21 protein-coding genes and 2 riboswitches are annotated in these 24,181 nt (G+C 72.4%); of the genes, 8 read left to right on the top strand and 13 right to left on the bottom strand.

Annotation, left to right across the window (positions count from 1 at the left end; translation table 11 throughout):
• From AB0O09_RS30595 to AB0O09_RS30620, 6 genes are all read right to left on the bottom strand, one after another.
• Nucleotides 1–272 (bottom strand): cupredoxin domain-containing protein (locus tag AB0O09_RS30595; RefSeq protein WP_363547172.1); only part of this gene is annotated, 272 nt, incomplete at its 3' end.
• 257 nt (nt 273–529) lie between these two features.
• Nucleotides 530–1,252, bottom strand: a complete 723-nt coding sequence (locus tag AB0O09_RS30600) for a phosphatase PAP2 family protein (RefSeq protein ID WP_363547175.1) — start codon at nt 1,250–1,252, stop codon at nt 530–532.
• Entirely contained in the window at nt 1,249–1,866 is a 618-nt protein-coding gene (locus tag AB0O09_RS30605) for a phosphatase PAP2 family protein (protein WP_363547178.1), read from the bottom strand. The genes AB0O09_RS30600 and AB0O09_RS30605 overlap by 4 nt, the downstream gene beginning before the upstream one ends.
• Nucleotides 1,863–2,510, bottom strand: a complete 648-nt coding sequence (locus tag AB0O09_RS30610; protein ID WP_363547181.1) for a DedA family protein — start codon at nt 2,508–2,510, stop codon at nt 1,863–1,865. Before AB0O09_RS30610 ends, AB0O09_RS30605 begins: the two co-directional genes overlap by 4 nt.
• A gap of 45 nt (nt 2,511–2,555) precedes the next feature.
• Entirely contained in the window at nt 2,556–3,311 is a 756-nt protein-coding gene (locus tag AB0O09_RS30615; protein WP_363547306.1) for a hypothetical protein, read from the bottom strand.
• A 97-nt stretch (nt 3,312–3,408) separates the two neighbouring features.
• Nucleotides 3,409–3,945 carry a hypothetical protein gene (locus AB0O09_RS30620; protein WP_363547184.1) on the bottom strand — a complete coding sequence of 179 codons (537 nt, stop codon included), beginning with the start codon at nt 3,943–3,945 and terminating at the stop codon, nt 3,409–3,411.
• 139 nt (nt 3,946–4,084) lie between these two features.
• Between AB0O09_RS30620 and AB0O09_RS30625 the strand changes: the two genes are divergently transcribed.
• Nucleotides 4,085–4,762 (top strand): response regulator transcription factor, encoded by a 678-nt coding sequence (locus tag AB0O09_RS30625; RefSeq protein WP_363547186.1) that lies wholly within the window; start codon nt 4,085–4,087, stop codon nt 4,760–4,762.
• Entirely contained in the window at nt 4,755–6,245 is a 1,491-nt protein-coding gene (locus tag AB0O09_RS30630) for a HAMP domain-containing sensor histidine kinase (protein WP_363547189.1), read from the top strand. Before AB0O09_RS30625 ends, AB0O09_RS30630 begins: the two co-directional genes overlap by 8 nt.
• Before the next feature lie 1,044 nt (nt 6,246–7,289).
• Here the strand turns inward: AB0O09_RS30630 and AB0O09_RS30635 are convergent.
• Nucleotides 7,290–8,306, bottom strand: coding sequence for a YncE family protein (locus AB0O09_RS30635; protein ID WP_363547191.1), 1,017 nt, complete (start codon nt 8,304–8,306; stop codon nt 7,290–7,292).
• Between the two features lie 191 nt (nt 8,307–8,497).
• The gene (locus AB0O09_RS30640) at nt 8,498–9,781 is read right to left on the bottom strand and encodes a polysaccharide deacetylase family protein (protein ID WP_363547309.1); all 1,284 of its coding nucleotides are present in this window, start codon (nt 9,779–9,781) and stop codon (nt 8,498–8,500) included.
• Between the two features lie 204 nt (nt 9,782–9,985).
• On the opposite strand from AB0O09_RS30640, the gene AB0O09_RS30645 reads away from it, so the two are divergent.
• Nucleotides 9,986–10,411 (top strand): hypothetical protein, encoded by a 426-nt coding sequence (locus AB0O09_RS30645; RefSeq protein WP_363547194.1) that lies wholly within the window; start codon nt 9,986–9,988, stop codon nt 10,409–10,411.
• A gap of 158 nt (nt 10,412–10,569) precedes the next feature.
• Here the strand turns inward: AB0O09_RS30645 and AB0O09_RS30650 are convergent, their stop codons facing one another.
• From AB0O09_RS30650 to AB0O09_RS30660, 3 genes are all read right to left on the bottom strand, one after another.
• A complete protein-coding gene (locus tag AB0O09_RS30650) occupies nt 10,570–11,214 on the bottom strand; it encodes a hypothetical protein (protein ID WP_363547197.1) in 645 nt (214 codons plus the stop codon).
• Between the two features lie 813 nt (nt 11,215–12,027).
• Nucleotides 12,028–14,343: a 5-methyltetrahydropteroyltriglutamate--homocysteine S-methyltransferase gene (gene metE / locus AB0O09_RS30655; RefSeq protein WP_363547199.1), complete on the bottom strand. Its 2,316-nt coding sequence runs from the start codon at nt 14,341–14,343 to the stop codon at nt 12,028–12,030.
• 160 nt (nt 14,344–14,503) lie between these two features.
• A riboswitch (cobalamin riboswitch) is annotated at nt 14,504–14,726 on the bottom strand.
• 103 nt (nt 14,727–14,829) lie between these two features.
• A complete protein-coding gene (locus tag AB0O09_RS30660) occupies nt 14,830–16,233 on the bottom strand; it encodes a short-chain fatty acyl-CoA regulator family protein (protein WP_363547202.1) in 1,404 nt (467 codons plus the stop codon).
• Nucleotides 16,234–16,574: 341 nt separating this feature from the next.
• Between AB0O09_RS30660 and aceA the strand changes: the two genes are divergently transcribed.
• The 3 genes from aceA to AB0O09_RS30675 all read left to right on the top strand — a co-directional run bounded on the left by aceA (nt 16,575) and on the right by AB0O09_RS30675 (nt 20,521).
• Nucleotides 16,575–17,867 (top strand): isocitrate lyase, encoded by a 1,293-nt coding sequence (gene aceA, locus AB0O09_RS30665; RefSeq protein ID WP_363547204.1) that lies wholly within the window; start codon nt 16,575–16,577, stop codon nt 17,865–17,867.
• Between the two features lie 142 nt (nt 17,868–18,009).
• Nucleotides 18,010–19,632: a malate synthase A gene (gene aceB, locus AB0O09_RS30670; RefSeq protein WP_363547207.1), complete on the top strand. Its 1,623-nt coding sequence runs from the start codon at nt 18,010–18,012 to the stop codon at nt 19,630–19,632.
• A gap of 22 nt (nt 19,633–19,654) precedes the next feature.
• Entirely contained in the window at nt 19,655–20,521 is an 867-nt protein-coding gene (locus tag AB0O09_RS30675) for a 3-hydroxybutyryl-CoA dehydrogenase (RefSeq protein WP_363547210.1), read from the top strand.
• Nucleotides 20,522–21,413: 892 nt separating this feature from the next.
• Here the strand turns inward: AB0O09_RS30675 and AB0O09_RS30680 are convergent.
• Nucleotides 21,414–21,890 (bottom strand): ArsR family transcriptional regulator, encoded by a 477-nt coding sequence (locus tag AB0O09_RS30680; protein ID WP_363547213.1) that lies wholly within the window; start codon nt 21,888–21,890, stop codon nt 21,414–21,416.
• 148 nt (nt 21,891–22,038) lie between these two features.
• Nucleotides 22,039–22,116, top strand: a riboswitch (cobalamin riboswitch).
• A 60-nt stretch (nt 22,117–22,176) separates the two neighbouring features.
• Here AB0O09_RS30680 and AB0O09_RS30685 point away from each other — a divergent pair.
• Nucleotides 22,177–22,389 carry a CbtB-domain containing protein gene (locus AB0O09_RS30685; protein WP_363547216.1) on the top strand — a complete coding sequence of 71 codons (213 nt, stop codon included), beginning with the start codon at nt 22,177–22,179 and terminating at the stop codon, nt 22,387–22,389.
• 22 nt (nt 22,390–22,411) lie between these two features.
• Nucleotides 22,412–23,164, top strand: coding sequence for a CbtA family protein (locus tag AB0O09_RS30690; RefSeq protein ID WP_363547219.1), 753 nt, complete (start codon nt 22,412–22,414; stop codon nt 23,162–23,164).
• Between the two features lie 107 nt (nt 23,165–23,271).
• On the opposite strand, the gene AB0O09_RS30695 is transcribed toward AB0O09_RS30690, so the two are convergent.
• The gene (locus tag AB0O09_RS30695; protein ID WP_363547222.1) at nt 23,272–24,078 is read right to left on the bottom strand and encodes an adenosylcobinamide amidohydrolase; all 807 of its coding nucleotides are present in this window, start codon (nt 24,076–24,078) and stop codon (nt 23,272–23,274) included.
• Between the last annotated feature and the right edge of the window lie 103 nt (nt 24,079–24,181).

Raw genomic sequence — 24,181 nt, forward strand, 5'->3', positions numbered from 1 at the left:
CCCGGGCCGATGTTCTCGCGCTCGGTGACGATCTTGTCGCCGGCGGCGTAGACGTAGACCTCGGTGGACTTCGAGCCCTTGTTCTGGACGGAGAGTTCGACCGCGCCGGCCGGGAAGCTCGTCTTCGCGACCTCGCACGCGGAGTCGGAGGCGGTCACCTTCACCGCGTCCGCGGAGGCGGCGTCGTCCTTCTTGGAGCAGCCGGCCAGGGCTGCGCCGGCCACGGCGAGGGCGAGGAGGGTCGCGGTGGTCGAGCGGCGTATGGCAGGCATGGAGGTGCTCCGGAAGGGCGTGAGGGGATGGCGCCGCGCGGCCGGGAGCACGCCCGGCCAGCAAGGCAAGGCACACCTTACTGAGGGTTCCCTAATTCGTCTACTCGCGTGTAGACAACGATTCGGGCGTGCCCGCCGACGAGGCATCAGCTGCGGCCTGCCGGAAGGTCCGGGGCGTCCGGGGCGCGGCCACGGCATCCTGACGCCGCCTCGGCCATGTATCCCCTTCGGTGCGTGCCGCTGACGGACGGCGGGCGCTAGCGGTCCGGGTGCACGTCGCTTCTGGCTGCAGGCCCGTTCGGTTGCTGCGGCACGGTGCGGGAGATTCTCGGCACGACCACGCTTGCGGCGGCCAGCCAGCCGGCGGCGAGGAGCCAGCCGCCGAGGACGTCCAGCGGCCAGTGCACGCCGAGGTAGATCCGGCTGAGTCCGACCGCGGCGGCGAACACGGCGGCGATCGCCACCGTGATCCGGGCCGAGGCGGACCGGGTGCGGATGACGGCCAGGGCGAGCAGGCCGGCGCTGACGGCCGAGGTGAACGCGTGCCCGGAAGGAAAGGCGAAGCCGGCCGCCGCGGTCGCCCAGTCGGCCGCCGGCGGGCGGGGGCGGCCGAAGGCGTGCATGAACCCCTGGCGCAGGAGTTGGCCCGCGATCAGCCACAGCACCGGTGCCACCAGCAGCAGCACCGTCCGGCTCCGGGGGCGCGGGCCGGGCTCGGCCCGCAGGGTGACGGCTCCTGCAGCCAGGGCCAGGGCGTAGGGCACCACGCCGCTGCCGAGCGACGTGACGGCGAGAGCCGCGGCCCGGGCGGCGGGCGGCCGGTGGGCAACGGCCCAGTCGACGGCGGCCCGCTCGAAGCCGAACGGTGCCCATCCGTGGCCGGCGAGCACCGCGGCCACGGCCGCGAAGCCCGCCCACGCGGCACCCACGACCGGCGCCGCCTTCTCGGCGACGGGCCATCTGGGCCCGATGCCGCTCATGCGGCCAGCCACCACTGCAACCGGCCCGACCGGGCGTGGTCGACCAAGGCCCCGCCGCGGCCTGCCAACAGGCCGAGACCGTAGCCCGCTGCGGTGCCGACCAGCGCGCCGAGCACGACGTCGTGCGGGTAGTGCACGCCGACCAGGACGCGCGAGACGCCCATGGCCGCGGCCAGGAGCAGGGCGAGAGCACCGATGCGGCGGTCGACCAGCCACAGGGCGGCCGCGCCGGCGAACACGATGACGGTGTGGTTGCTCGGCAGCGCCCAGTCACCCGTCGCGGGACACGCCTCCAGCGTGGGTCCGGCAGGCAGGACCTGGCAGGGGCGCGGCTCGCGCAGCACGCTCTTGAGGAGGGTGTCGGCGGCGAACGCCGCGACCACGCACAGCGGCGAGGCCAGGGCCCGGGACATCGCCGCGCTGTCGGTGCGCCGCGCCCGCCACCACGCGGCGAGCATCAGCACCGCCAGCAGGCCCAGTCCCCAGGCGGAGAACACCGCGATCGCCTCGCGGATACCCCCAGGCAGGTGCTGGGCGAAGTGGTCGGCGCGCAGGTACAGGCCGCCGTCGACCGGGCGCCCGTCGAAGGCGAGCAGACTGTGCGCGGCCGTCATCGCGCCCTCGCCTGGCGGCGGGAGCGCAGCAGCTCCACCGCCAGCGGCAGCAGGGACACCGCCACGACCACGGCCACGATCGGCAGCAGGTAGTGGTCGACGTTCGGCACGGACGAGCCGAGTGCGTAGCCTGCGAGGACGAGGCCGAGGGTCCACACAAGGCCGCCGACGACCTGCCAGAGGGTGAAGGTGCGGGCGTTGACGCCGAGGGCGCCGGCGAGCGGGTTGAGGACGGTGCGCACGACGGGTACGAAGCGGGCGAGGACGACGGCCTTGCCGTGGCCGTAGCGGTTGAGGAGTTCCTCGGCGCGGACGGCGCCTTCGTGGAGGCGCTTGTTGCGGGAGCGGGCGAGCAGGGTGCGGCCGCCGCGGCGGCCGATGATGTAGCCGACCTGGGCGCCGGCGAGGGCTCCGACGGCGGCCGCAGCGAGGACTTGGGCGAGGTCGAGGTGGGGGCCGCTGTGGGCGCCGGTGGTGCACAGCAGGCCGGCGGTGAACAGCAGGGAGTCGCCGGGGAGGAAGAAGCCGACGAGCAGGCCGGTCTCGGCGAACAGCACGGCGGCGATGCCCAGGGCACCGAACGCGCCGAGTAGGGAGCCCGCGTCCAGCGGGTTGACGGCCAGCAGCGTGGACGAGAGGTGCATCGGGTGGCGCCTTTCCTAGCAGGGGCAGGGGCAGGGGCAGGGGTCTCAGGTCGCGGCGGGTGCGCGCCGCTCGCCGGCGGCGAGGGCGGTGACGGCTGCGGCGATGACGACGGCGAGGACGAGGCTGACCGGGCCGGTGCCGAGGTCGAGGCCGCCGCGCTGGTGGCTGACGCCGGCCCAGTCGGCGAAGCACGCGCCCAGCGGCCGGGTGAGGACGTAGGCCCACCAGAAGGTGAGGACGGGCGACAGGCCCGGCACCAGGCGGTGGGCGAGCGCGGGCAGGGCGATCAGGGCGGCGAACAGCAGCCCGGAGGGCAGGTAGCCCCAGCCGAGGGTGGCGGCGGCGAGGTCGCCGACGGCCGTGCCGAGCGCGAACGTGGCCATGACCGCCAGCCAGTAGAAGACCTCGCGGCGCCCGCCGGCGACGCTCTCCACCGCGAGGGTGCCCTCGACCCGGCGCCACACGGCGAAGACCAGGGCGAGGGCCGTGGCGAACGCGAACGCGGACGCGGTGTAGGGCACGCCGAGGGCGACGTGCGCGACGTCGGCGGCCATGGTGCCGAACACGCTCACCATGACCACCGCCGCCCAGTACACGACTGGCACATAGCGGCGGGAACGCGCCTGCGCGGCCAGCGCGACGGCCAGCAGCACGCCGGCCGCGCCGACCGCCGGGACGGGCCCCAGGGTGCGGGCGAGGTAGTCGGAGGTGGTCTCGCCCATCCCGGTCGTGAGGATCTTGACGATCCAGAACACGGTCGTGACCTGCGGGACCTTGCTCCACACCGGCCGCTGGGACAGATCCTGGCGGCGGTGGGCCGCAGCGGTGGTTGTCGTGGCGCCCAAGGCGGCGCACTCCCTTCTGCACGGCGCGACCCCGCCGCGCCGACCCGTTGAATCAGCCGTTCAGGACCGTGTTGCCGGTCAGGGTGCCGCTCGTGCCGTCGACGGTCACCACGTGCCGGACCCCGTCCGGGCCGACAACGACGGCCTGCCACGCCCGGCCGCCGCCCTGCTGCGCAACCGTGGTCAGCGACTCGACCCTGCCGCCGGCGACGGCGGCCTGCGCCTTGGCAAGCGCGTCCGCCGCCGCCAGCGACGGCAGCGGCGCCGGGGCCGCCTTCGCGCCGTCGTCGCCCCGGGTCCCACCGTCGCGGCCGGTGCGGCCGTCCTCCGGGCCGCGGATGTCACCGACCTCGTCGTCGCCCTTCGTCACCATGCGGTGGTGCTTGCCGTCGGCCGCGGACACCATGCGGTGGTCACCGTGGCCCTCCTCCTCGTGGTGTATCGCGGCCGCGGCCGCGCCGCCACCGATCACCACCACGGCCGCACCGACCGCGACCCAGCGCGCCGAGCGGCTGCGCACCCACCGGCCGGCGCGCACCTTGCGTCCCGGCTGCTCCTGCAATCCCCCGGTGCCAACGGGCTCAGTCACGGCACCCACCCCGATCCTCGGCGTGGCCCGGGCCGACCCCGGGCAACAAGGTCAGCATGGCGAAACGCTGCTGAAGACCCGCTGAAGACCTGAAGGTGCCTTCAGCTTCCAGCAGCTGCGACCTGCGACGCTGGTGGTCATGCGCGTACTGGTGGTGGAGGACGAACAACGGCTGGCCCAGGCCCTACAGCACGGCCTGACAGCCGAGGGCTTCACCGTCGACATCGCCCCCGACGGCCTGTCCGGCCTGGCCAAGGCCACCGACCACACCTACGACGTGATCGTCCTCGACATCATGCTGCCCGGACTCAACGGCTACCGGGTGTGCTCACGGCTGCGGGCGGCCGGCAACGACGTCGGCATCCTGATGCTCACCGCGAAGGACGGCGAGTGGGACGAGGCCGAGGCCCTGGACACCGGCGCCGACGACTACCTGTCCAAGCCGTTCTCCTTCGTCGTCCTCGTCGCCCGGCTCAAGGCACTCGCCCGCCGGATCGGCAGCCGCGCACCGCGGCGCACCGTCCTCGGCGACCTCGTGGTCGACTCCGCTGCCCGCACCTGCACGCGCGCCGGCGTCGCCGTCCCCCTCACACCGCGCGAGTTCGCGATCCTCGACCACCTCGCCCGGCGGGCCGGTGAGGCCGTCTCCAAGCGGGAGATCCTCGACGAGGTCTGGGACAGCGGCCCCGACAGCGACCCCAACACCGTCGAGGTCCACGTCAGCTCCCTGCGCCGCAAGATCGACACCCCGTTCGGCCGCTCCGCGCTGCAGACCGTCCGCGGCGCCGGCTACCGACTGGCGGCCGACGGTGGCTGACCCGACCCCGGCCCCCACCTCAAGCCCGGCCACGACTCGCGGGCCGCTGCGCGCCGTAGGACGCCGCATCCGGGCCGTCCTGCACCGCCTCGCCGGGCATCCCCGCGTCGCCGCGGCCGTCCGCCGCCTGCAACCGCGCTCCGTCCGCACCCGCACCACAATCGCCGCCGTCGCCAGCGTCGCCATCGTTCTGTTCATCGCATCAGCCGCCGTCCTCCTGCTGCTGCGCACCACGCTGGAACGCACCGTGCAGACGGGCGCCCGCGAACAGGCCCTGGCCGTCGCCCGGCTCGCCAACCAGGGGCATCTCACCGACACCCTGTCCCTCGACCACGGCACCGATTTCATCCAGGTCGTCGACGCCGACGGCACGGTCGTCGCCGCCAGCCAGAACATCACCGGCCGACCCGTCCTGACCACCACCGACCCGCGCAACGGCCATTTCAGCTACAACCTCGGCGAACTCGGCGACGAACACCACCAGCGGGTCACCACCCTCACCACCAGCACACCGACCGGCCCCGTGACCATCCACGTCGGTGCCTCCCTGCGGACCGCCGACACCGCCGAGGACCTCGCCACGGCCGCCCTCGCCGCCCTCTCCGCCGTCCTGCTGCTCACCGTCGCCTTCCTCACCTGGCGCGCCGCCGGCCGTGCGCTGCAACCGGTCGAGGCGATCCGCGCCGAGGTAGCCGCCATCGGCGACCGTGCCCTGGACCGCCGTGTCCCCGACCCGCGGAGCGACGACGAGATCTCCCGCCTCGCCGACACCATGAACGCCATGCTGGAGCGCCTCGAAGACGCCGGTACACGCCAGCGCCGGTTCATCGCCGACGCCTCCCACGAACTGCGCAGCCCCCTCGCGGTCCTGCGCACCCAGTTGGAGGTCGCCTCCACCCACCCTGACCCCGAGGTCCGGGCCGACCTGGTGGCCGGCGCGCTGAAGGACACCGAACGCCTCCAGGCCCTCGCCACCGACCTGCTGCTCCTGGCCCGGCTCGACGGCGCGCACGACCGGCCCGATCAGCCCGTCGACCTCACCGAGTTGGTCCACACCGCCGTCCGCTCCCGCGGCACCGAACAGCACCCCGTTGCGGTGGAAGCGGCCGACGAGATCACGGTCCCCGGCAACCCGCTGTGGCTGGGTCGGCTGCTGACCAACCTGCTCGACAACGCCCAACGCCATGCCCAGCGCCACATCACCGTCCGCCTCGACGTGGACGTGGCATCCGGGCAGGCGGTGCTGGACGTCTCCAACGACGGCCCGCCGATCGACCCGGACGACCGCGAAAAGATCTTCGAGCGGTTCGCCCGCCTCGATGACGCCCGCAGCCGCGACGACGGCGGCACCGGCCTCGGCCTGCCTATCGCCCGCGACATCGCCGCCATCCACGGCGGCACCCTCACCGTCGTGGACAACGCACCCGGAACCACCACCTTCCGCACCACCCTGCCCATCACGTCACCCACGGCCAACACGTAGCGGGGAGCTGTCACCGCCGGGCGTCGAGCAAGCCGCAATGGCGGCATGCCCAGCCCGGCCGCCTCGAGCCAGGAGCGGCGTCACGGTCGGTGTACTCGGTGCCAGCTGGTACTACCGCCGACGCCCGCCGCGCCCCCGCGATCCGCAGCGTCGCGGCTTCTGGAAGGACCACTGGTCCAGAGCCGAACCGGCACTCACCGAGATGACGGAACGGCACGCCCAGGCAGAAACGCTGTGGAGTGCTGCGGAACGCGGAACGCCGGGTCAGGAGCTCCTCCATCGGGTAGACCGGGTGCTCGCCGAGGCGCCAGGGCCGATGAGCCGACCCGCATCCTGGAAGAGCTCGGCCAGGTCGAGGGGCGGCACCGGGAGCAGATGGACGAGCTACTGGCGGTGCTGCGCCGCTATCCGATGTTCTGCGAGGCCGGGCGGGGATTGTGGCAGGTGGGCCAGCTCGGGTCGGCAGCCGCCCGTCCATAGCGCCTGATCGTTCACGCCCACGTCAGCGACAGCAGGCACCAGGGGGCGCAGACCCGTGGAGCGCACTGGCAGGCATCTCCTGGCGGCACCGGTGCCCGGCCTCGTGACTGCTGCGACTTCCACCGACCTGAGCGGTCTGCCGGGCCGAGGTCTCCTCGTCCCGGCGGGCGGCCCTCCCCCGGGGTCAGCAGGCAAGGTGGCTGTGAGCGGCTCGTCGGGGAAGTCACCGGTGAGCCGGCGAAGGCTGTCGGCCTCGGCGCGGTCGGCCGAGCGGCACCAGCGGGACTTCGGTTGTCGAAGTCGCCAACGAAGGGGAGCAAGGACAGGAATCCGCCGCCGCCTTCACCCGGACCTCCGGCTCCGGCTCCGGCTCCGGCTCCGGCTCCGGCTCCGGCTCCGGCTCCGGCTCCGGCAGCAGCATTAACCTGGTGTCCGCATGGGATCTCGCCGAGGCTGTCGGAGGCCCCCTCACCCGGCCTCGAGGGCTCCGACGGCATTCACCGTTCTGCTGGGGTCCGCAGCGGAGTGGCGAGGTGGCGCCGGTTGGGCGCGGGCCGGGTCTGGTCAGCGGAAGACGCCGGTGTGGCCGAGCGAGTACCGGCCGGGTTGGGGGTAGACGCACAGGCCGTGCGGACCCAGCCCTACGGGGATCCGGGCGAGCAGGTGTCCGTCGTCGGTGGACAGGGCATAGACCTCCGCGTTGTAGCGGCCGCTGAGCCACAGGACCTTGCCGTCGGCCGACACTCCGCCCATGTCCGGGCTGCCGCCCCCGGGGAGCTGCCACTTGGCTCTCGGCTTGCCGGTGGCGAAGTCCAGGACGGAGATGCTTCCCTCCCCGCGGTTGGAGATGTACAGGCTCTTGGAGTCCCGGCTGACGTAGAGGCCGTGGGTGCCCTTGCCGGTGGGCAGCAGCGTGGGGGTGGCGAAGGTGTCGCCGTTCAGTACCCACAGGCCGTTGGCCATCATGTCGGCGATGTACCAGGTGCGGCCGTCCGGCGAGATCTTGACGTCCTGCGGCATCGCGCCCTCCATCGGCAGCTTCTGCTGGGCGACAACTGTCATCGAGGCGGTGTCGACCTTGAGCAGCTCGCCGGAGAATTCGCACGAGACGATGAAGTAACGGCCGTCGGGTGAGAAGTCGGCATGGTTGACGCCCGCGCAGTTGACCGGGACGGTCTTGACCTGCTGCATGGTGTGGGCGTCCCGGAAGACCAGTTGCCGGTCCTGCGAGGCCATCACGACGGCGTACTTGCCGTCCGGGGTGAAGTAGAGGTTGTACGGGTCATGGACGTCGACCGGTACCCCGGCCTTGCCCGTCGAGGGATCGATGGGAGTGAGCGTGTTGCCGAGGTCGTTGTTGACCCACAGCGTCTTGAGGTCCCAGGAGGGGACGACGTGCTGCGGCTGGTGACCGACCCCGATGGTTCCGATCACCTTGTACGTCGCCGGGTCGATGACGGTCACGGTGTCGGACAGGGTGTTGGGGACGTAGACGCGGGAGGGGAATCCCTGCACGACGGGTGACAACTGTCCGGGGCGGTCGGCCGCGTACACGTCGTTCGGGTCGAGGAGGCCCGGCATGCCGGGCAGGGCACCTGGAACGGCGGACGGTGTCGACTGCCCACCAGTGCCTTGTGGTTGGGAGGCTGCGGGCGGTCCTGCCGCCGGTCCCGCCGTGGAGGAGCTGCACGCGGGCACCGTGAGCACGAGCCCTGCCGCAACGGCGAGGACCTTCAGGGCGGACCGGCGCCGGGGTGGGGTTGTCGTCCTCATCAAATGAACAACTCCGTTGCAGTGACGGCCTGAAGGCCCCGGGCCCGCAAGCCTGCGAGGATGGCGGGAAGCGCCTCGGCAGTTCCTTGGTGGCCGAGGTGGAGGCTCACCACGGAGCCCGGTCGGATGCGGGCCAGGACCGTTCGCCGCACCGCGGCTGCGCCGGGGTCGGTGTAGTCGAGGGAGTCCAAGTCGTAGCTGAGGCAGTGCTCGTAGCCGGCCCGGCGGGCCTGGGCGGCGACAACGGGCGTGCAATCCTCGGCCTGGGACGGACGAAACCAGCGTCCGGGTGAGCCGGTGAGCCGCTTCAGGCGGTCGGCGCAGCCTGCTATCTCGGCGTAGGCGGCCTCGGCGGTCATGGCGGAGATGTTGCCGTGGGTCAGGGTGTGGTTGCCGAGTTCGTTGCCACCGTCCAGGACCGATCGGGCGAGTTGGGGCTGCTCGTCCAGCCAGGTGCCCACGGCCAGGACGGTGATGCGGGCCCCACCGGCTGAAGTTGCGTCCAGGACCGCCCTGGTGAACTCCGGGCTGCCCTGGCCGTGGAAGGTGAGCGCCACCCGTGGCCGGTCCGTCGGGCCGGCCGTGATCAGGAACGGTGTTCCGGACGGGAGGGCCGGTATCGCATGGTCGGTCGCCGGCGGGGAGCCGCGGCCGTCGGGGCCGGGCGGCGGAGAGCGCCTGATCGTGGGTGCGGTGCTGGGGGCAGGCGGGGCGGCGCTCCTTTGGCTGCAGGCGGCAACGGCCGCCGCGGCGGCGCCCAGGGCCGCCGAGCGCAGGAGCGTACGTCGATCGACGGAAGTCACATCAGCGACCATAGGAGGTCCGGGAAACTCCGCAACGCGAGCAGCCTGGGCGGGGATGTGGCGAACGTCTGCCCGGTGGGGCGGGCTCCTGGACAGCCCGACAAGCCTCCCGAGGACGACGTTCGAAAGATCCCGTCTGCAAAACGCGGCCCGACACGTGCCCGATTGCCCTGTGCGGCGGCCCGGGGTTGCGTCTACATTTCTGTAGACGCAGGATGGCGTTTGTGGCCGGAGCCACGACGGGCATCGGCGCGTGCCGAGCGGCTCGTCCGGCCGCGGGGCCGCGACGCTGCGGGATACCAGCCGATACCTCGCATCGAGAGGATGCCGGAGATGAGACAGCGCGGCAGCAGTCGTTGCGAGTTGTCCGCGCGTTCGGGCGGCGGGGCGGCGCCCGCCGCCCCGACGGCGGAATCGTGGCTCTCGCTCATCACCGTCTCGGGCCTCGGGGCCGCCGGCGCCGACTGGGCCTCCGCACATGTCGGTGCCGGTCCGGCCTTGGTTACGGCTGTTCCGGCCCTCGCATGTGCCGTGGCAGCGGCGATCGCCGCTCCCAGAATGCGTCGCGGTATCTCGTGGGCGGCCCTGGCCGTGGGCAGTCTGGCCGGCACCGCGGCAGCCGATCGACTCCACACCACACTCCACTCCTCTGTACTGTCGGCAGCCCTGTGCACCCTGGCACTGGTGGCCGCCAGCATCGCCGTTCGCCGTCGTGAGACCGGGGGTGAAGGAAAGGATGCGGTAGCGGAGATCGCGGGCTGGGCATCCGTCGTCGTGACCGTGATGGCGGGCGTGTCCCTGGCGGACCTGGCCGCACGGCTGGCCGGCAGCGGCTACGGCTGGGTCATCGTCAGCTTCGGCCTGCTCATCACGCTGTCCGTCAGCCTGCTCCGCCGGCAGACATCCGTCAGCTGGACAGCAGCCCACTCGGTGCTCGCGCTCACCTTCGCTCTCGGTGCCCTGATGACCGACTGGATCGCGTCGGCACCCGGCCACGGGGGTCTTGGCTTCGGGCCGGGGCCGACAGGCGCAGCACTGGCCGTGCTTGTCATCGCCCTGCTGACACCGCTTAGCGCCAACGACACCCGAGCCGGCCTGCGCCTGTGGTGATCGCCACCCGCGGCCGCCCAGCGCTACTTCCGCGATCCACCGCCCATCGGTGAGGGGCAGCGCGCATCCTCGAGCCTGATGCCCCGGTTCGACGGCAGTACCGCCCGGCGCGCCCAGGCTCGACTTCTGCTCCAGTCCCGAGAACGCGCACGAGGCCCTCACCTGCGGGTGGCGGTCTCCGGCACGGAGACCGGACCGGCCGCCCTTCCTCGCAACGCCCAAGCACGGGTACGGGCCGCGTCGGAGGGCCGGATGCCCTGCGCGGTCGGGGTCGTGCCGGCCAGGTCCAGCCACAAGGAGTGGATGCGCCGGTCGAGGGCGATGGAGATGCGGCGGCGGAACCCGCCTCGCACGGCTGCGACAGTCGCGGTGCTCGTGCCCAGGCGGGCGGCAAGGTAGGTGGCGGGCCAGCCCCGGGCTGCCAGCTCCGACAGGACCGCGGCCGCCGGCCCGGCGCCGGTCAGGCCGCGGCCCGGCGCCGGGGGCTGGTCACGCCGGGGCAGTGGGATGCCGAGGACGGCCTCCGCGGTGCTGCGGGCAATCTGCGCCGGACGCCTCTCCGGCGTGCGCAGCAGACGGCGGACAAGGGTGACGGCGATCCCTGCGGCATCCGCGATGTCTTGGGCGGACATGCCGCGGCGGACCAGGACGGCAGCGCGTACGGCGGCGGGGGTGGGGTCGACGCGGGCGGCCCGGCCCTGGGCGCGGTCGGCGTCGCGGCGCTGGCGGGCCCGCAGCGCGGCCTGGCGGCAGGTTGTACGGGCACAGCCGTAGTCCGCACACGACGCCTGCCCGTGACGCACCTGGCTACGCGCAGGCCGACGCGACGGCCGCACACCCGCCATCTGGTCCTGGCCCACCGTCACCACCCGTACCCCGCTCTCATCCATGGGTCAGGACGGCAGTATGCCGGGCGGTTGCCGAAGCGTGATCCGCAACGGTACGACCGCCCGGTGCCAACGGCACCGTGCCCACTGTTTTGGCGCCGTTCTCCCGAGCCGGGAAGCCGGCTTCGCCGGGACGAGAACCCGTCCGACGAGCCCATGCCCGCCGCGTCGCAGCGAATGCGGTCCGGCCTCATGCGGCTCGCCGCGGCGGGAGCTCGAGAAGGATGGCGACACTGCCCTGATCACCGCCCCGCGCGCCTACTACCAACTTCACGTCGGCGGGCTGCATGCCAACAGTGTCCTACCGGACCCACCCCTGTTACGGGACCGGAGGGTCACCACCGTGGGTCGGCAGCTTCGCGAGCCGCTGCGGCCGATCGGCAGGGACACGAGTCAGTGGCTGTTCCCCTGGCACTCGGGGCAGGCAATCAGCCCTCGACCGTTCGGTGCGACCAGGGTGCCCCAGCCGTTGCACCCACGGCAGTCCCGTGCCGGGGCGGGGCCGGACGGGCTGTTGCCGAAGGCTCGGGCCAGGAAAGCTATCTGCATGCAAACAACCGTAAAGGTTCCATTCTCAACTATCCAGGACATGAGGAACAACTGTTGGCAAAGTCCTGATCGATCATGGCCGGGCCCGGCCTGCCGAAGCGCACCGAGCCCGACCGCTTCGCAGCGGGACTTCCGGCCGGAGACCGGCGCTTTGTCCTCGCTTCGAACTGGGCTGACAGGTCAGTTGGCGAGTTCCCCGCGCAGGTGCCGAGCAGCGGCGACCAGGTTGTCCAGCGAGGCCCTGGTCTCGGTCCAGCCGCGGGTCTTCAGGCCGCAGTCGGGGTTGACCCAGAGCCGTTCGGCCGGGATTGCCGCGAGGCCGGTGCGCAGGAGTTCCACGGCTTCGGCGGTGCTGGGGATCCGCGGGGAGTGGATGTCCCACACGCCCGGCCCGACCTCGCGCGGGTAGCCGGCCTCGGCGAGTTCGCCGGCGACCTGCATGTGCGAGCGGGTGGCCTCCAGGGAGATCACGTCGGCGTCGAGCTCGTCGATCGCCGTCATGATCGCGCCGAATTCGGCATAGCACATGTGGGTGTGGATCTGCGTGTCTGCGCGAACGGCGGAGGTCGCCAGGCGGAAGGACTCGGTGGCCCAGTCCAGGTAGGCCGGGCGGCCGGCGGCGCGCAGCGGCAGGGTCTCGCGCAGGGCGGGTTCGTCGACCTGGACGACGGCCGCGCCGGCGGCCTCCAGGTCGGTGACCTCGTCGCGCAGGGCGAGGGCGACCTGGCGGGCGGTGTCGCCGAGCGGCTGGTCGTCGCGGACGAAGGACCAGGCGAGCATGGTGACCGGCCCGGTGAGCATGCCCTTGACCGGACGGTCCGTCAGGCTCTGCGCGTAGCGGAACCAGTCGACGGTCATCGGACGGGGGCGGGAGATGTCGCCCGCGAGGACCGGCGGCCGCACGTACCGGGTGCCGTATGACTGGACCCAGCCGTGCCGGGTGGCGAGATAGCCGGTGAGCTGTTCGGCGAAGTACTGGACCATGTCGTTGCGCTCGGGTTCGCCGTGGACGAGCACGTCCAGTCCGGCCTTCTCCTGGAAGGCGATCACCTCGCGGACCTCGGCCTCCATCCGCTCGCGGTAGGCGGCCTGGTCGATCCGACCTGCCGTCAGGTCGGCGCGGGCGACGCGCAGCTCGGAGGTCTGCGGGAACGAGCCGATGGTCGTGGTCGGCAGCAGCGGCAGGCCGAGGCGGGCGCGTTGGGCCTCGGCGCGCTGCGGGTAGGCCTGCGGCCTGCGCGCGTCGGCCTCGGTGATCGCACTCGTGCGGGCGCGGACGGCCGGGTCGCGGGTGATCGGCGAGTTCGCCCGCGAGGCGAGGTCGGCGCGGTTGGCGGCGAGGTCGGCGGTGATCGACGCGGTGCCCTCGCGCAGGCCGCGGGCCAGCAGCGCCACCTCGCTCGCCTTCTGCTTGGCGAAGGCGAGCCAGCGGGCGATCTGCGGGTCGATGTCGCGCTCGGCGTCGGCGTCCAGCGGGACGTGCAGCAGAGAGCAGGAGGTCGCGACGTCGACGCTGCCGGCGAGGCCGAGCAGGGTGGCCAGGGTGGCGAGTGACTTCTCCAGGTCGTTGATCCAGATGTTGCGGCCGTCCACGACACCGGCGACCAGCCGCTTGCCGGGCAGGCCGCCTGCGGCGGCCAGGTCGTCGAGGTTGGCGGCGGCCGGGCCCGTGAAATCCAGGGCCAGCCCGTCAACGGGGGCCTTGGCCAGTACCGGCAGTGCCTCGCCGAGGCGGTCGAAGTAGCTCGCCACGAGCAGCTTCGGGCGGTCGGCGAGGCCACCCAGGTCGCGGTAGGCGCGGCCGGTGGCGTTCAGCTCGGCCGGGGTGCGGTCCTGGACGAGCGCCGGCTCGTCCAGCTGCACCCACTCGGCGCCCGCGGCCTTCAGGTCGGCCAGCAGGTCGGCGTAGACGGGCAGCAGCCGGTCCAGCAGGGTGATCGGTTGGAAGTCGGCAGGCACCCCCGGGGCGGGCTTGGCGAGCAGGAGGTAGGTGATCGGGCCGACCAGCACGGGCCGGGCCCGGTGGCCGGCCGCCAGGGCCTCGCCGAGCTCTGCGACGGCCTTCGCCGGGTTGGCGACGAACACGGTGTCGGGGCCGAGTTCGGGCACCAGGTAGTGGTAGTTGGTGTCGAACCACTTCGTCATCTCCAGCGGCGCGACGTCCTGGGTGCCGCGTGCCATGGCGAAGTAGCCGTCGAGCGGGTCGGCGTCGACCGCGGCGCGGTGGCGGGGCGGGATCGCCCCGACCGCGACGGTGGTGTCGAGGACGTGGTCGTAGAGCGAGAAGTCACCGGTCGGCACCTCGGTGACGCCGGCGGCGGCGAGCTGCCGCCAGTTCTCCCGGCGAAGATCGGCTGCGGTGTTCTCGAGGGCGTCGGCAGTGACGATGCCCTTCCAGTAGCCCTCGATCGCCTTCTTGAGCTCTCGGCCCTGTCCCTGGCGGGGGTATCCGTGGACGGTGGCCAGGGTCGCCGCGGCTGCGGACTTCGCTGTCAAGGGACTCTCCTTCGCGAGTCTTGCTCCTGTGGCCCGGAGACGGGACGAAGACGCGAAGGGAGGACGAACCGGACGGCAGCCCGCAGAGAAGTGCGTGCCTGATCCGCCTGGTGTGGTCGCCGACCCGCCCTCGAGGTCACCGGATGTCCGCCCGCGGATCATCCTTGGGCGGGCAGCGGGCAGGTCTTCGGACTCGCGGACACGTCCACCTTGTGAAGGGCGGACACCTACTGGCCGTCGCTTCCCAGACCCGACCCGGGCCCAGTGCGTATGACGGCGGTCGTTCCCACTCACCGCTGCGGGGCAGTCCCGGATTCCCACCGGGTTCCCTCTTACGACACCCTGCCTGGCGGGCAGGGCGAACCAGCTGCACCGGCCAGCTTAGGCCGAGCCGGGCGGACTCGTGCGCCATGACCCAAGAATGTCCGCATGGTGAGCACACCGCGGATGCCTGCGCCGGCCCCGTCCGGGTGACGACCTCGTCAGTCAGGTGCCTGCTTCGGGATTCACCGGGTAGGGGACGAAGGTGCTGGTGTGCTCGTCGACCGCGAGCGGGCGGCCGATGGCGGGGGCGGCGCGCTGCGGGCAGGCCGGGCGTTCGCAGACCTTGCAGCCAAGGCCGATCGGCGTGGCGACCGCCGGGTCGGCCAGGTCCAGTCCGGCGGAGTAGACGAGGCGGTCGGCGTGCCGGAGTTCGCAGCCCAGCCCGATCGCGAAGGTCTTGCCCGGCATGCCCCAGCCGCCCGGGGAGCGGGTGACGGCCCGGGCCGTCCAGAGGTAGCGGCGGCCGTCGGGCATCGCGGCGACCTGGACGTGCACCCGGCCGGGCGCGGCGAAGGCCTCGTAGACGTTCCAGAGCGGGCAGGTGCCGCCGGTGCGCGAGAAGTGGAAGTCGGTGGCGGACTGCCGCTTGGAGACGTTCCCGGCCCGGTCGACCCGGACGAAGGAGAACGGCACCCCGCGCAGCCGCGGCCGCTGCAGGGTGCTCAGCCGGTGGCAGACGGTCTCGTAGCCGACGCCGAAGTGGTCGGCGAGGTGCTCGATGTCGTACCGGGACCGCTCCGCCTCGGTGTGGAACGCGGCGTACGGCAGGACGAGGGCGGCGGCGAAGTAGTTGGCCAGGCCGATCCGGGTCAGTGACCAGGCGGTGGAGCCCTCCGGGCTGTCCTGGGCGGCGAGTTCGGAGAGCAACGGGTCGTGCTCCAGGTAGGCCAGTTGGGTGGCCATCCGGAAGGCCTGCTGGCCGGGGCGCAGTCGGCCCGACAGGTGGAGCACGCGGGCTTTCGGGTCGTAGCGGTGGAGTTGCTCGCCGCCGGTGGCGACCTGGACCCGGTGGCCGGCCGCCAGTCGTTCCGCCAGTACGGCGCGGACCTCGCCGCGCCGGAGCCGGATGGCCGCGGCCAGGTTCTCGGCGGCGGTGTCGAGCTCGTGGACGTAGTTCTTGCGGCGGTAGAAGAACTCGCGGACCTGCTCGTGCGGGGTGAGGGCCTCGGCCGCGGGCCCGCGCTCGCCCGCGAGGACTGCGAGCTGCTCGGCGACGGCGCGCCGCTCGCGGCTCAGATCCGTCAGCAGTCGTGCCACGGCGGGCAGTCGGGCGGCGACCTCGGCGAGGTCGCCGGGAGTGACGCGGCCGCCGGCGATCTCTTCGCCCAGCGATTCGCGCAGTTCGGCGGTGAGCCGGGCGCTGTCGGGTGGGGCGAAGTAGCCGGCGTCGACGCCGAACGCCTCGGTCAGCCGCAGCAGGACCGGGACGGTGAGCGGGCGGGCGTCGTGCTCCAACTGGTTCAGGTAGCTGGGCGACAGCTCGACCAGTCGGGCCGTCGCGGCCTGGCTGAGCCCGCGGTCCTCCCGCAACCGGCGCAGCCGCGCCCCGGCGAACGCCTTGCTCATGCGGCCCCCTGCTCCTCGACCCAACGACACGATGCCGCAGCCTAACCGGAAGGTGGACCGTTGATCATTCGCAAGCTTCGCTGATTCGCCGATCCGGCTTCGCAGAAGTTGGCAACGGTCCATGGATGACGGACGCGTTCCTGGGATGCCAGAGTCGTTGCTGCGGCCGGGAGGCGCACACGACAGCACCGAATTCCCAGGTCAGTCACCCCTGGATCGGCTGTCCGGGCGAACCGTCTCGCGGTCCGGTACCGCCGCCCGGCGCCACCCGGCCGCACGCTCACCCCCATGCGGTGAGACATATCACACCCTTCGCAATCCAGCACCCTCGGGAGCAAACCATGACGACGTCGGTTCGGCAGCAGCAGGAGCAGCAGGCGGCGGAGCTGGCCGCACGGTGGGCGGCCGACCCGCGCTGGGCCGGCGTCGAGCGCACGTACAGCGCCGCCGATGTGGTGCGGCTGTCCGGTACCGTCCGCGAGGAGCACACCCTGGCCCGGCGCGGCGCCGAGCGCCTGTGGCGGCAGCTTCACGAGCGCGACTACATCCACGCACTCGGCGCACTGACCGGTGGTCAGGCCGTGCAGATGGTCAAGGCCGGGCTGCAGGCGATCTACCTGTCGGGCTGGCAGGTCGCCGCGGACGCCAACCAGGCCGGGCAGACCTACCCCGACCAGAGCCTCTACCCCGCCAACTCCGTTCCCCAGGTGGTCCGCCGGATCAACAACGCCCTGCTGCGCGCCGACGAGATCGACGCCGCCGAGGGCAACGACGGCCCGGACTGGCTGGTGCCGATCGTCGCCGACGCGGAGGCCGGCTTCGGCGGTCCGCTGAACGCCTTCGAGCTCACCAAGGGCATGATCGCGGCCGGTGCGGCGGGCATCCACTACGAAGACCAGCTCGCCTCGGAGAAGAAGTGCGGCCACCTCGGCGGCAAGGTCCTCGTCCCCACCGCCCAGCACATTCGCACCCTCAACGCCGCCCGCCTCGCCGCCGACATCGCCGACGTCCCCACCCTGATCGTGGCCCGCACCGACGCGCTCGCCGCCAACCTGCTCACCACGAACGTGGACGAGCGCGACGCCCGGTTCTGCACCGGCGAGCGCACCGCCGAGGGCTTCTACCGGGTCGAGCCCGGCATGGCGCCGGTCATCTCGCGCGGCCTGGCCTTCGCCCCGTACGCCGACCTGCTCTGGGTGGAGACCGGCACCCCGGACCTGGCCCAGGCCCGGGAGTTCGCCGAGGCGGTCAAGGCCGAGTACCCGGACAAGATGCTGGCCTACAACTGCTCGCCGTCCTTCAACTGGAAGGCCGCCCTGGACGACGACCAGATCGCCAAGTTCCAGCGCGAGCTGGGCGCGATGGGCTACCGCTTCCAGTTCATCACCCTGGCCGGCTTCCACGCCCTCAACCACTCCATGTTCCAGCTCGCGCGCGGCTACGCCGAGCACGGTATGACCGCCTACGTCGACCTCCAGGAGGCCGAGTTCGCCGCCGCGCCGGACGGCTACACCGCCGTGAAGCACCAGCGCGAGGTCGGCACCGGCTACTTCGACCAGGTCTCCACCGCGCTCAACCCGAACGCCGAGACCCTCGCGCTCACCGGCTCCACCGAGGCCGAGCAGTTCCACTGATCCGGCCTGTGCCGTAGTGACCTGCGCCTACGGCACTCCCGGTCCGGCGGCCGCCCCGCGGGGCGCTCCACGGCCGCCGTTCACCCCGCCCGGGGCCTCGTTGAGGGACGACGCCCCGGGCCACACCCTTCTGGAGAACCGGATGAGCACGACCAGCCGCACCACGATCCCCGTCGAGATCCTCGGTGAGCACGAGGACCGCTTCGAGGAGATCCTCACCCCCGAAGCACTCGACTTCGTCGCCCGCCTGCACGACGCCTTCGCCGACCGGCGCACCGAGCTGCTCGCCGAACGTGCCCGCCGCGCCGCCGCCCTCGCCGACGGCGGGACCCTGGACTTCCGCCCCGAAACCCGCGCCGTTCGCGAGGACCCCGACTGGCGCGTCGCGGGCGCCGGCCCGGGCCTGGCCGACCGCCGGGTGGAGATCACCGGCCCGCCCGAGCGCCGGATGACCGTCAACGCCCTCAACTCCGGTGCGAAGGTGTGGCTCGCGGACTTCGAGGACGCCACCGCCCCCACCTGGCACAACATCGTCTCCGGCCAGCTCAACCTGCTCGACGCCGTGGAGCGCCGGATCGACGACACCACCCCCGAGGGCAAGCACTACCGGGTCGGCGACACCCCGGCCACCATCGTGGTCCGCCCGCGCGGCTGGCACCTGGACGAGGCCCACCTGCTGATCGACGGCCGCCCGGCGATCGGCGCCCTGGTCGACTTCGGCCTCTACCTGTTCCACTGCGGCCGCCGGCAGATCGACCGCGGCAGCGGCCCGTACTTCTACCTCCCCAAGCTGGAGAACCACCTCGAAGCCCGCCTGTGGAACGACGTCTTCACCTACGCCCAGGCCGAACTCGGCATCCCGTACGGCACGATCCGCGCCACCGTCCTGATCGAGACCATCACGGCGGCGTTCGAGATGGACGAAATCCTGTACGAGCTGCGCGAGCACGCCGCCGGGCTCAACGCCGGCCGCTGGGACTACCTGTTCAGCCTGATCAAGAACTTCGTCGCGCACGGCCCCCGGTTCGTGCTGCCCGACCGGGCGTTCCTCACCATGACCCAGCCCTTCATGCGCGCCTACACCGACCTGCTGGTGCGCACCTGCCACCGGCGCGGCGCCCACGCCATCGGCGGCATGGCCGCCGCCATCCCGCAGCGCGACCCCGAGGCCAACGAGGTCGCCCTCACCCGGGTCCGCCTCGACAAGGAACGCGAGGCCGGCGACGGCTTCGACGGCTCCTGGGTCGCCCACCCCGCCCTGGTCGACACCTGCCACACCGCCTTCGACGCCGTCCTCGGCGACCGGCCGAACCAGCTCGACCGCACCCGCGAGGACGTCGAGGTGACCGCCGCCGACCTCCTCGGCGTCCACCGGCTGAGCGTCGGCCTGCCCACCGACCAGGGCCTGCGCTCCAACGTCGCCGTCGCACTGCGCTACCTCACCGCCTGGCTCGGCGGCACCGGCGCCGTAGCCGTGTTCGGGCTGATGGAGGACGTCGCCACCGCCGAGATCGCCCGCTGCCAGATCTGGCAGTGGGTCCACCACTGCTCCCGCCTCACCGGCGGCTCACTCGCCACCCCCGACCTGGTGCGCCGGCTGATCGACCGGGAACGGGCCGCGCTGCTCGCCGAGGGCGCCGACCCGCAACTCGTCGACGACGCGGTGCGGGTGCTGGAGGAGACCGCACTCGGCCCCGAGCTGCCCGCCTTCCTCACCACGGAGGCGTACGCCCGCCACCTGGTCAAGGTCCGCACCGCGGCGTAGGCGCCCGAACGAAGGGAATCCCGTGAACGACATCCGCCGTGTCGCCGTCGTCGGCGCCGGACAGATGGGCTCCGGCATCGCCGAGGTCTTCGCCCGCGCGGGCCTGGACACCGTCGTCTGCGAACGCGACGCCACCGCCCTGCGCGCCGCCCGCGCCCGCATCGACCGCTCCCTGCACCGCGCGGTGGACCGCAGCCGTCTCGACCCCGAGGAGCGCGAGGACGCCTGGGCGCACCTGCTGTTCGCCGACGACCTCGAAGCCCTCGCCGACCGCCAGCTCGTCGTCGAAGCCGTCGTCGAGAACGAACAGGTCAAGACCGAGGTCCTCACCGGGCTCGACAAGATCCTCGCCGACGACGAGGCCGTCCTCGCCACCAACACCTCCGCCATCCCGGTCACCCGGCTCGGCATCACCACCGGCCGCGCCTCGCACGTGCTCGGCCTGCACTTCTTCAACCCGGCGCCGGTGATGCCCCTGGTCGAGCTCGTGGAGTCACTGCACACCCACCCCGACGTGCTGCGGCGCGTCGAGGCCTTCGCGACCGACACCCTCGCCAAGCGCGTCGTCCGCTCCCGCGACCGCGCCGGCTTCGTCGTCAACGCCCTCCTCGTGCCCTACCTGCTGTCCGCGATCCGGATGGCCGAGGCCGGGCACGCCGCCCCGGAGGACATCGACGCCGGCATGGTCCACGGGTGCGCCCACCCGATGGGCCCGCTCCGACTCGCCGACCTGATCGGCCTGGACACCGTCGAGGCGATCGCCCGCTCCCTCTACGAGGAGTACAAGGAGCCGCTGTACGCGCCGCCGCCGCTGCTCTCCCGGATGGTCGAGGCGGGCCTGCTCGGCCGCAAGACCGGCCGCGGCTTCCACCCCTACCCCGAGGGGTGACCGACCCGGGCTGCCTGTGCCCCGGCTCCAGTCGCGGAGGGCCGGGGCACAGGCACGGGCGTGACGCCTCGGGCGGGCCCGGGCGGGAGACAGGTGCGTGGCTGGCGGCCGACGCTCGCCTGCCCCACAGCGCCTTCGCGCCGCGGCTTGTCACCGCTGGGACGGTGCTCGACACCGTCCTGCTCATCGTGGCCGCGGCCTGCGTGGAGCTGCCGGCCGGACGCTACCTGTGCGGCAGGCAGTTGCATTCCGCCGTCTGACGGCTGCCCGCGGCGGGCGACGGGCCGAGCAACCTGACGGCGTCGTGACGAAGGCTGGTCCTCGTCTCGCCCCGTTCCACGGGGCAAGACCGCACGGTGGGCGTTCATTCGTTCGCCGACGCGCTTGCCCGGGCCTCGCCCATCGGCGTGTCTGCTCCCTCTTCGTCTCCGGGCCGGTCGGCGAGGGCTCGCCGAAGGGCCCGGAGACGGGCGCCCTGAGCCCCCGCCTGCCGCCTGATCGCAAGGAGCGTCTGGTACTCCTGCTCTGTCAGGAGAACCATGGTCTGCCCGTCCACCTCCATGCGCCGCGGCTCACGCCTCTTACCCACTGCGCGGTCCCCCCGATCTGTGATGTGTTGCCCGAACGCTCGAAACGGATCAGCGGCCCGTCGGCCTCGGTCCGAACGAGCCGGGCAGTAGACCGCTCGCGGGTGGCTGTCCGCGAGCTGCTCACGGTGTGCGGCAGTAACGGATTCTGCAAGGCCTGACAGGTCCCGGTCCACCCGCCCCCGAGGCGTTGGCCCGATTACATGCCGTGAGGGGCGGGCCGAGCCTCCGGGTTCGCCTCCGTACCTGAAGCGCTTGACGCCGCAAGGCTGGACGTTGCGGCGAGGGGATGAACAGGGCCTGGTTCAGCCGGAAGGCACCTTCTCGAGCAGGCAGATCAGCAAGGACGCCTCTGGCGTGCCAGTGCAGATCCGGTAGCGGATCACGCGCCCGTGCCGGCTCCCACTGACCAGCCCTCCGTCCTTCAACCGTCGCAAAGCCTGGGAGACCGAGGTGTCGGACATGCCGGTGGCAATGGCCAGATCCGAGACCGCAATGGAACCTGCGGCTCTCATCCCCAGCAACAGCGCGAGCCTGCCCGGCTCGGCGACCAAGGAGATCACGCGAGCTGCCCGGAGCAGCTGTTCGCGGTCCCCGATGCCCTGGATCGCCCGCGCGACGGCCGCCTCATCGAGCGGTCCGCTGCGACTGGAATGCTTTTGTCCACGCACCAATGGCAGGATCCTCCCTTCACCCGTTTCGGCCGACAGACCTGCTCGAAGGGGCGGGCGCGCGAGTGCGCGTGAGCAGCCGTCTGCGACCAACATCACGAATGCCGCCATGCAGCGGCACCGCACGCCCCATGCAGTCCCGTTCGCATGCATATATTCAATGCTGTCCGCAGGTCGGCTCCGTGTTCACCTGCTGACCCCTTGGCCGCGCCCGGCGAAGACGGTACCTTCTCGTCGACAACTGAAACGACGAGCGCGTGGAAGCCGGTGGAAATCCGGCACGGTCGCGCCACTGTGAACCGGCACCTGACACCGCGTCGGGGCCGGGAAGTCAGACCCTCCGCCGTCGTCCGTGCTCCACCGAACGGGACGCGTGTTCCCAAAGGAGGTCCAGGCCGTGGCTCACCCCATCGCCCCCGCCGCCACCCCCGCTATCGCCCCCATCTCCCTCAAGGCGATCGCCCCGTGGGCGGTCTTCTTCGGCATCCTGCTGATGGCCCTCATCTACTTCGTCGGTGCCGAGCAGGGCGCCACCTCCCTGATCTCTGGCGAGGACGTGCACGAGTGGGTGCACGACGGCCGGCACCTGCTCGGCTTCCCCTGCCACTGACCCGAGGGGAAACCGAAACTCCGTGAACTCCGCAACCGTCAGAAACCTCCTGGTCCGCGGCATGCTGGCCGGGCTCGCGTCCGGCCTGCTCGCCCTCGTCGTCGCCTACTTCCTCGGTGAGCCCCGCGTCGACGCGGCCATCGCGTACGAGGAGTCGCACTCCCACGAGCACGAGATGGAGATCGTCAGCCGGTCCCTGCAGTCCACTGCGGGCCTGGCCACCGGTGTCCTGGTGTTCGGTGTGGCCATGGGCGGCATCGCTGCCCTCGCCTTCTGCTTCGCCCTCGGCCGCGTCGGCCGCTTCACGCCGCGCGCCACCGCGGCCCTGCTGTCGGCCGCGGCGCTCGTCACCGTCTACGTGGTGCCGTTCCTCAAGTACCCGGCCAACCCGCCGTCGGTGGGCGATCCGGAGACCATCGGCAAGCGCACCACGCTGTACTTCCTGATGATGGCCCTCAGCGTGCTGCTGGCGGTCGCCGCCGTGATCGTCGGCAAGCGTCTGGCCCCCCGGCTGGGCAACTGGAACGCCACCGTCGTCGCCGTCCTGGGCTTCGGCGTGCTTGTCGCCCTGGCCTACGTCTTCCTCCCCGCGATCAACGAGGTCCCCGAGGACTTCTCCGCCGCGCTGCTCTGGCAGTTCCGCGTCGCGGCGCTCGCCATCCAGCTGACCCTGTGGGCGTCCTTCGGGCTGCTCTTCGGCCACCTCGCCGAACGGCAGCTCAACCCGAAGCCCGCCGCCCGCGCTGCAGCCGCGGTGGCCGCACCGTCGCACTGACGGCACCCGCAGCTCACCGGCGAAGGGGCGGTGGGAGCAACGAAGCGTTGCTCCCACCGCCCCTTCGCAGTTCCAACCGGAGGACTTTGTCTTGCGCCGCACGGCGCTCAGCCTCGCCGTCGTGCCACTGGGCGAGTGAGGATGTCCGTTCGGCAGCAGTCCGGCCGCGGCCCGTGGTGCGGCCGGGGCGGTCCGGACACGCGGCGGACACGGTCCAGCTCGGCGCCCTCCCGGACGGCCTGGTGGACAGCGCGCGCAAGCCGGGCGCCCCACCGCGATCGAGGGCCGCCGAAGGGGTCGGCGGACGGGCCGTCACCCGGCGCGCGTACAGCCACGCACACCGCGTCGGACGGAGTACCGGAGCAGTCGTACCCGGCGTCCAGCAGCGCCTGGACCTTCGCCTCGGTGGCGGTGGCGAGCAGGTTCACCAGCCCTGCGTCGGACACCGGAGCGGGCACGACGGCGAGGATGTTGATCGTGCCGGGGACATACCGGTCCGGCCGCGCCCCCGAGAGCGCAGCGTGCCCTTCTGGCGCGGCGGCCCAGGCCGGGACACCGATACCGGCCGTCACCAGGACGGTCGCACCGCCGTCCTCGGCCCATATGGCATGGTCGACCTCGGCCGCGGTCATCAGACCGACACCCTCACCGCGCAGCCCCTCGGCCTTCGCGAGCTCGGCGAGGTGGCGGTCCGGGTCGAGCCGGCTGTAGCCCGGGCGCACCTGGGCGTTGAGCACCCAGTGGCGCTCGCCGATCCCGCCGCCGAGCACCGCGCTGCTGACCATCCGCCAGCCCGGGCCCGCCCGCCACACCAGCAGGTGGCGGCAGGCGTCGTCCTCCCACCGCGCGGCCCGCGACACCACCGGTGCCACGGCGGTCGTCGGGGCGATCGGGGCTCCTGCGTTGATCAGCATGTCCTCTCCCTTCGTCCCGTCAGTCGATCACATGCCCGGCGTCCCCCGAGCAGCTGGGCCGGCACTGCGGTGCGACGACGACGGCCCGGTGTCCCCGACGGCA

The organism is Kitasatospora sp. NPDC093679 (assembly GCF_040683455.1).
Classification (GTDB): domain Bacteria; phylum Actinomycetota; class Actinomycetes; order Streptomycetales; family Streptomycetaceae; genus Kitasatospora; species Kitasatospora arboriphila.

Bases quoted from the DNA above. Each gene is read 5' to 3' on its own strand.
- AB0O09_RS30600 (WP_363547175.1), bottom strand. From the start codon at position 1,252: ATGAGCGGCATCGGGCCCAGATGGCCCGTCGCCGAGAAGGCGGCGCCG.
- AB0O09_RS30605 (WP_363547178.1), bottom strand. From the start codon at position 1,866: ATGACGGCCGCGCACAGTCTGCTCGCCTTCGACGGGCGCCCGGTCGAC.
- AB0O09_RS30610 (WP_363547181.1), bottom strand. From the start codon at position 2,510: ATGCACCTCTCGTCCACGCTGCTGGCCGTCAACCCGCTGGACGCGGGC.
- AB0O09_RS30625 (WP_363547186.1), top strand. From the start codon at position 4,085: ATGCGCGTACTGGTGGTGGAGGACGAACAACGGCTGGCCCAGGCCCTA.
- AB0O09_RS30635 (WP_363547191.1), bottom strand. From the start codon at position 8,306: ATGCCGGGCCTCCTCGACCCGAACGACGTGTACGCGGCCGACCGCCCC.
- AB0O09_RS30640 (WP_363547309.1), bottom strand. From the start codon at position 9,781: ATGTGCGGAGGCCCAGTCGGCGCCGGCGGCCCCGAGGCCCGAGACGGT.
- AB0O09_RS30660 (WP_363547202.1), bottom strand. From the start codon at position 16,233: ATGAGCAAGGCGTTCGCCGGGGCGCGGCTGCGCCGGTTGCGGGAGGAC.
- aceA (WP_363547204.1), top strand. From the start codon at position 16,575: ATGACGACGTCGGTTCGGCAGCAGCAGGAGCAGCAGGCGGCGGAGCTG.
- aceB (WP_363547207.1), top strand. From the start codon at position 18,010: ATGAGCACGACCAGCCGCACCACGATCCCCGTCGAGATCCTCGGTGAG.
- AB0O09_RS30680 (WP_363547213.1), bottom strand. From the start codon at position 21,890: ATGGCGGCATTCGTGATGTTGGTCGCAGACGGCTGCTCACGCGCACTC.
- AB0O09_RS30695 (WP_363547222.1), bottom strand. From the start codon at position 24,078: ATGCTGATCAACGCAGGAGCCCCGATCGCCCCGACGACCGCCGTGGCA.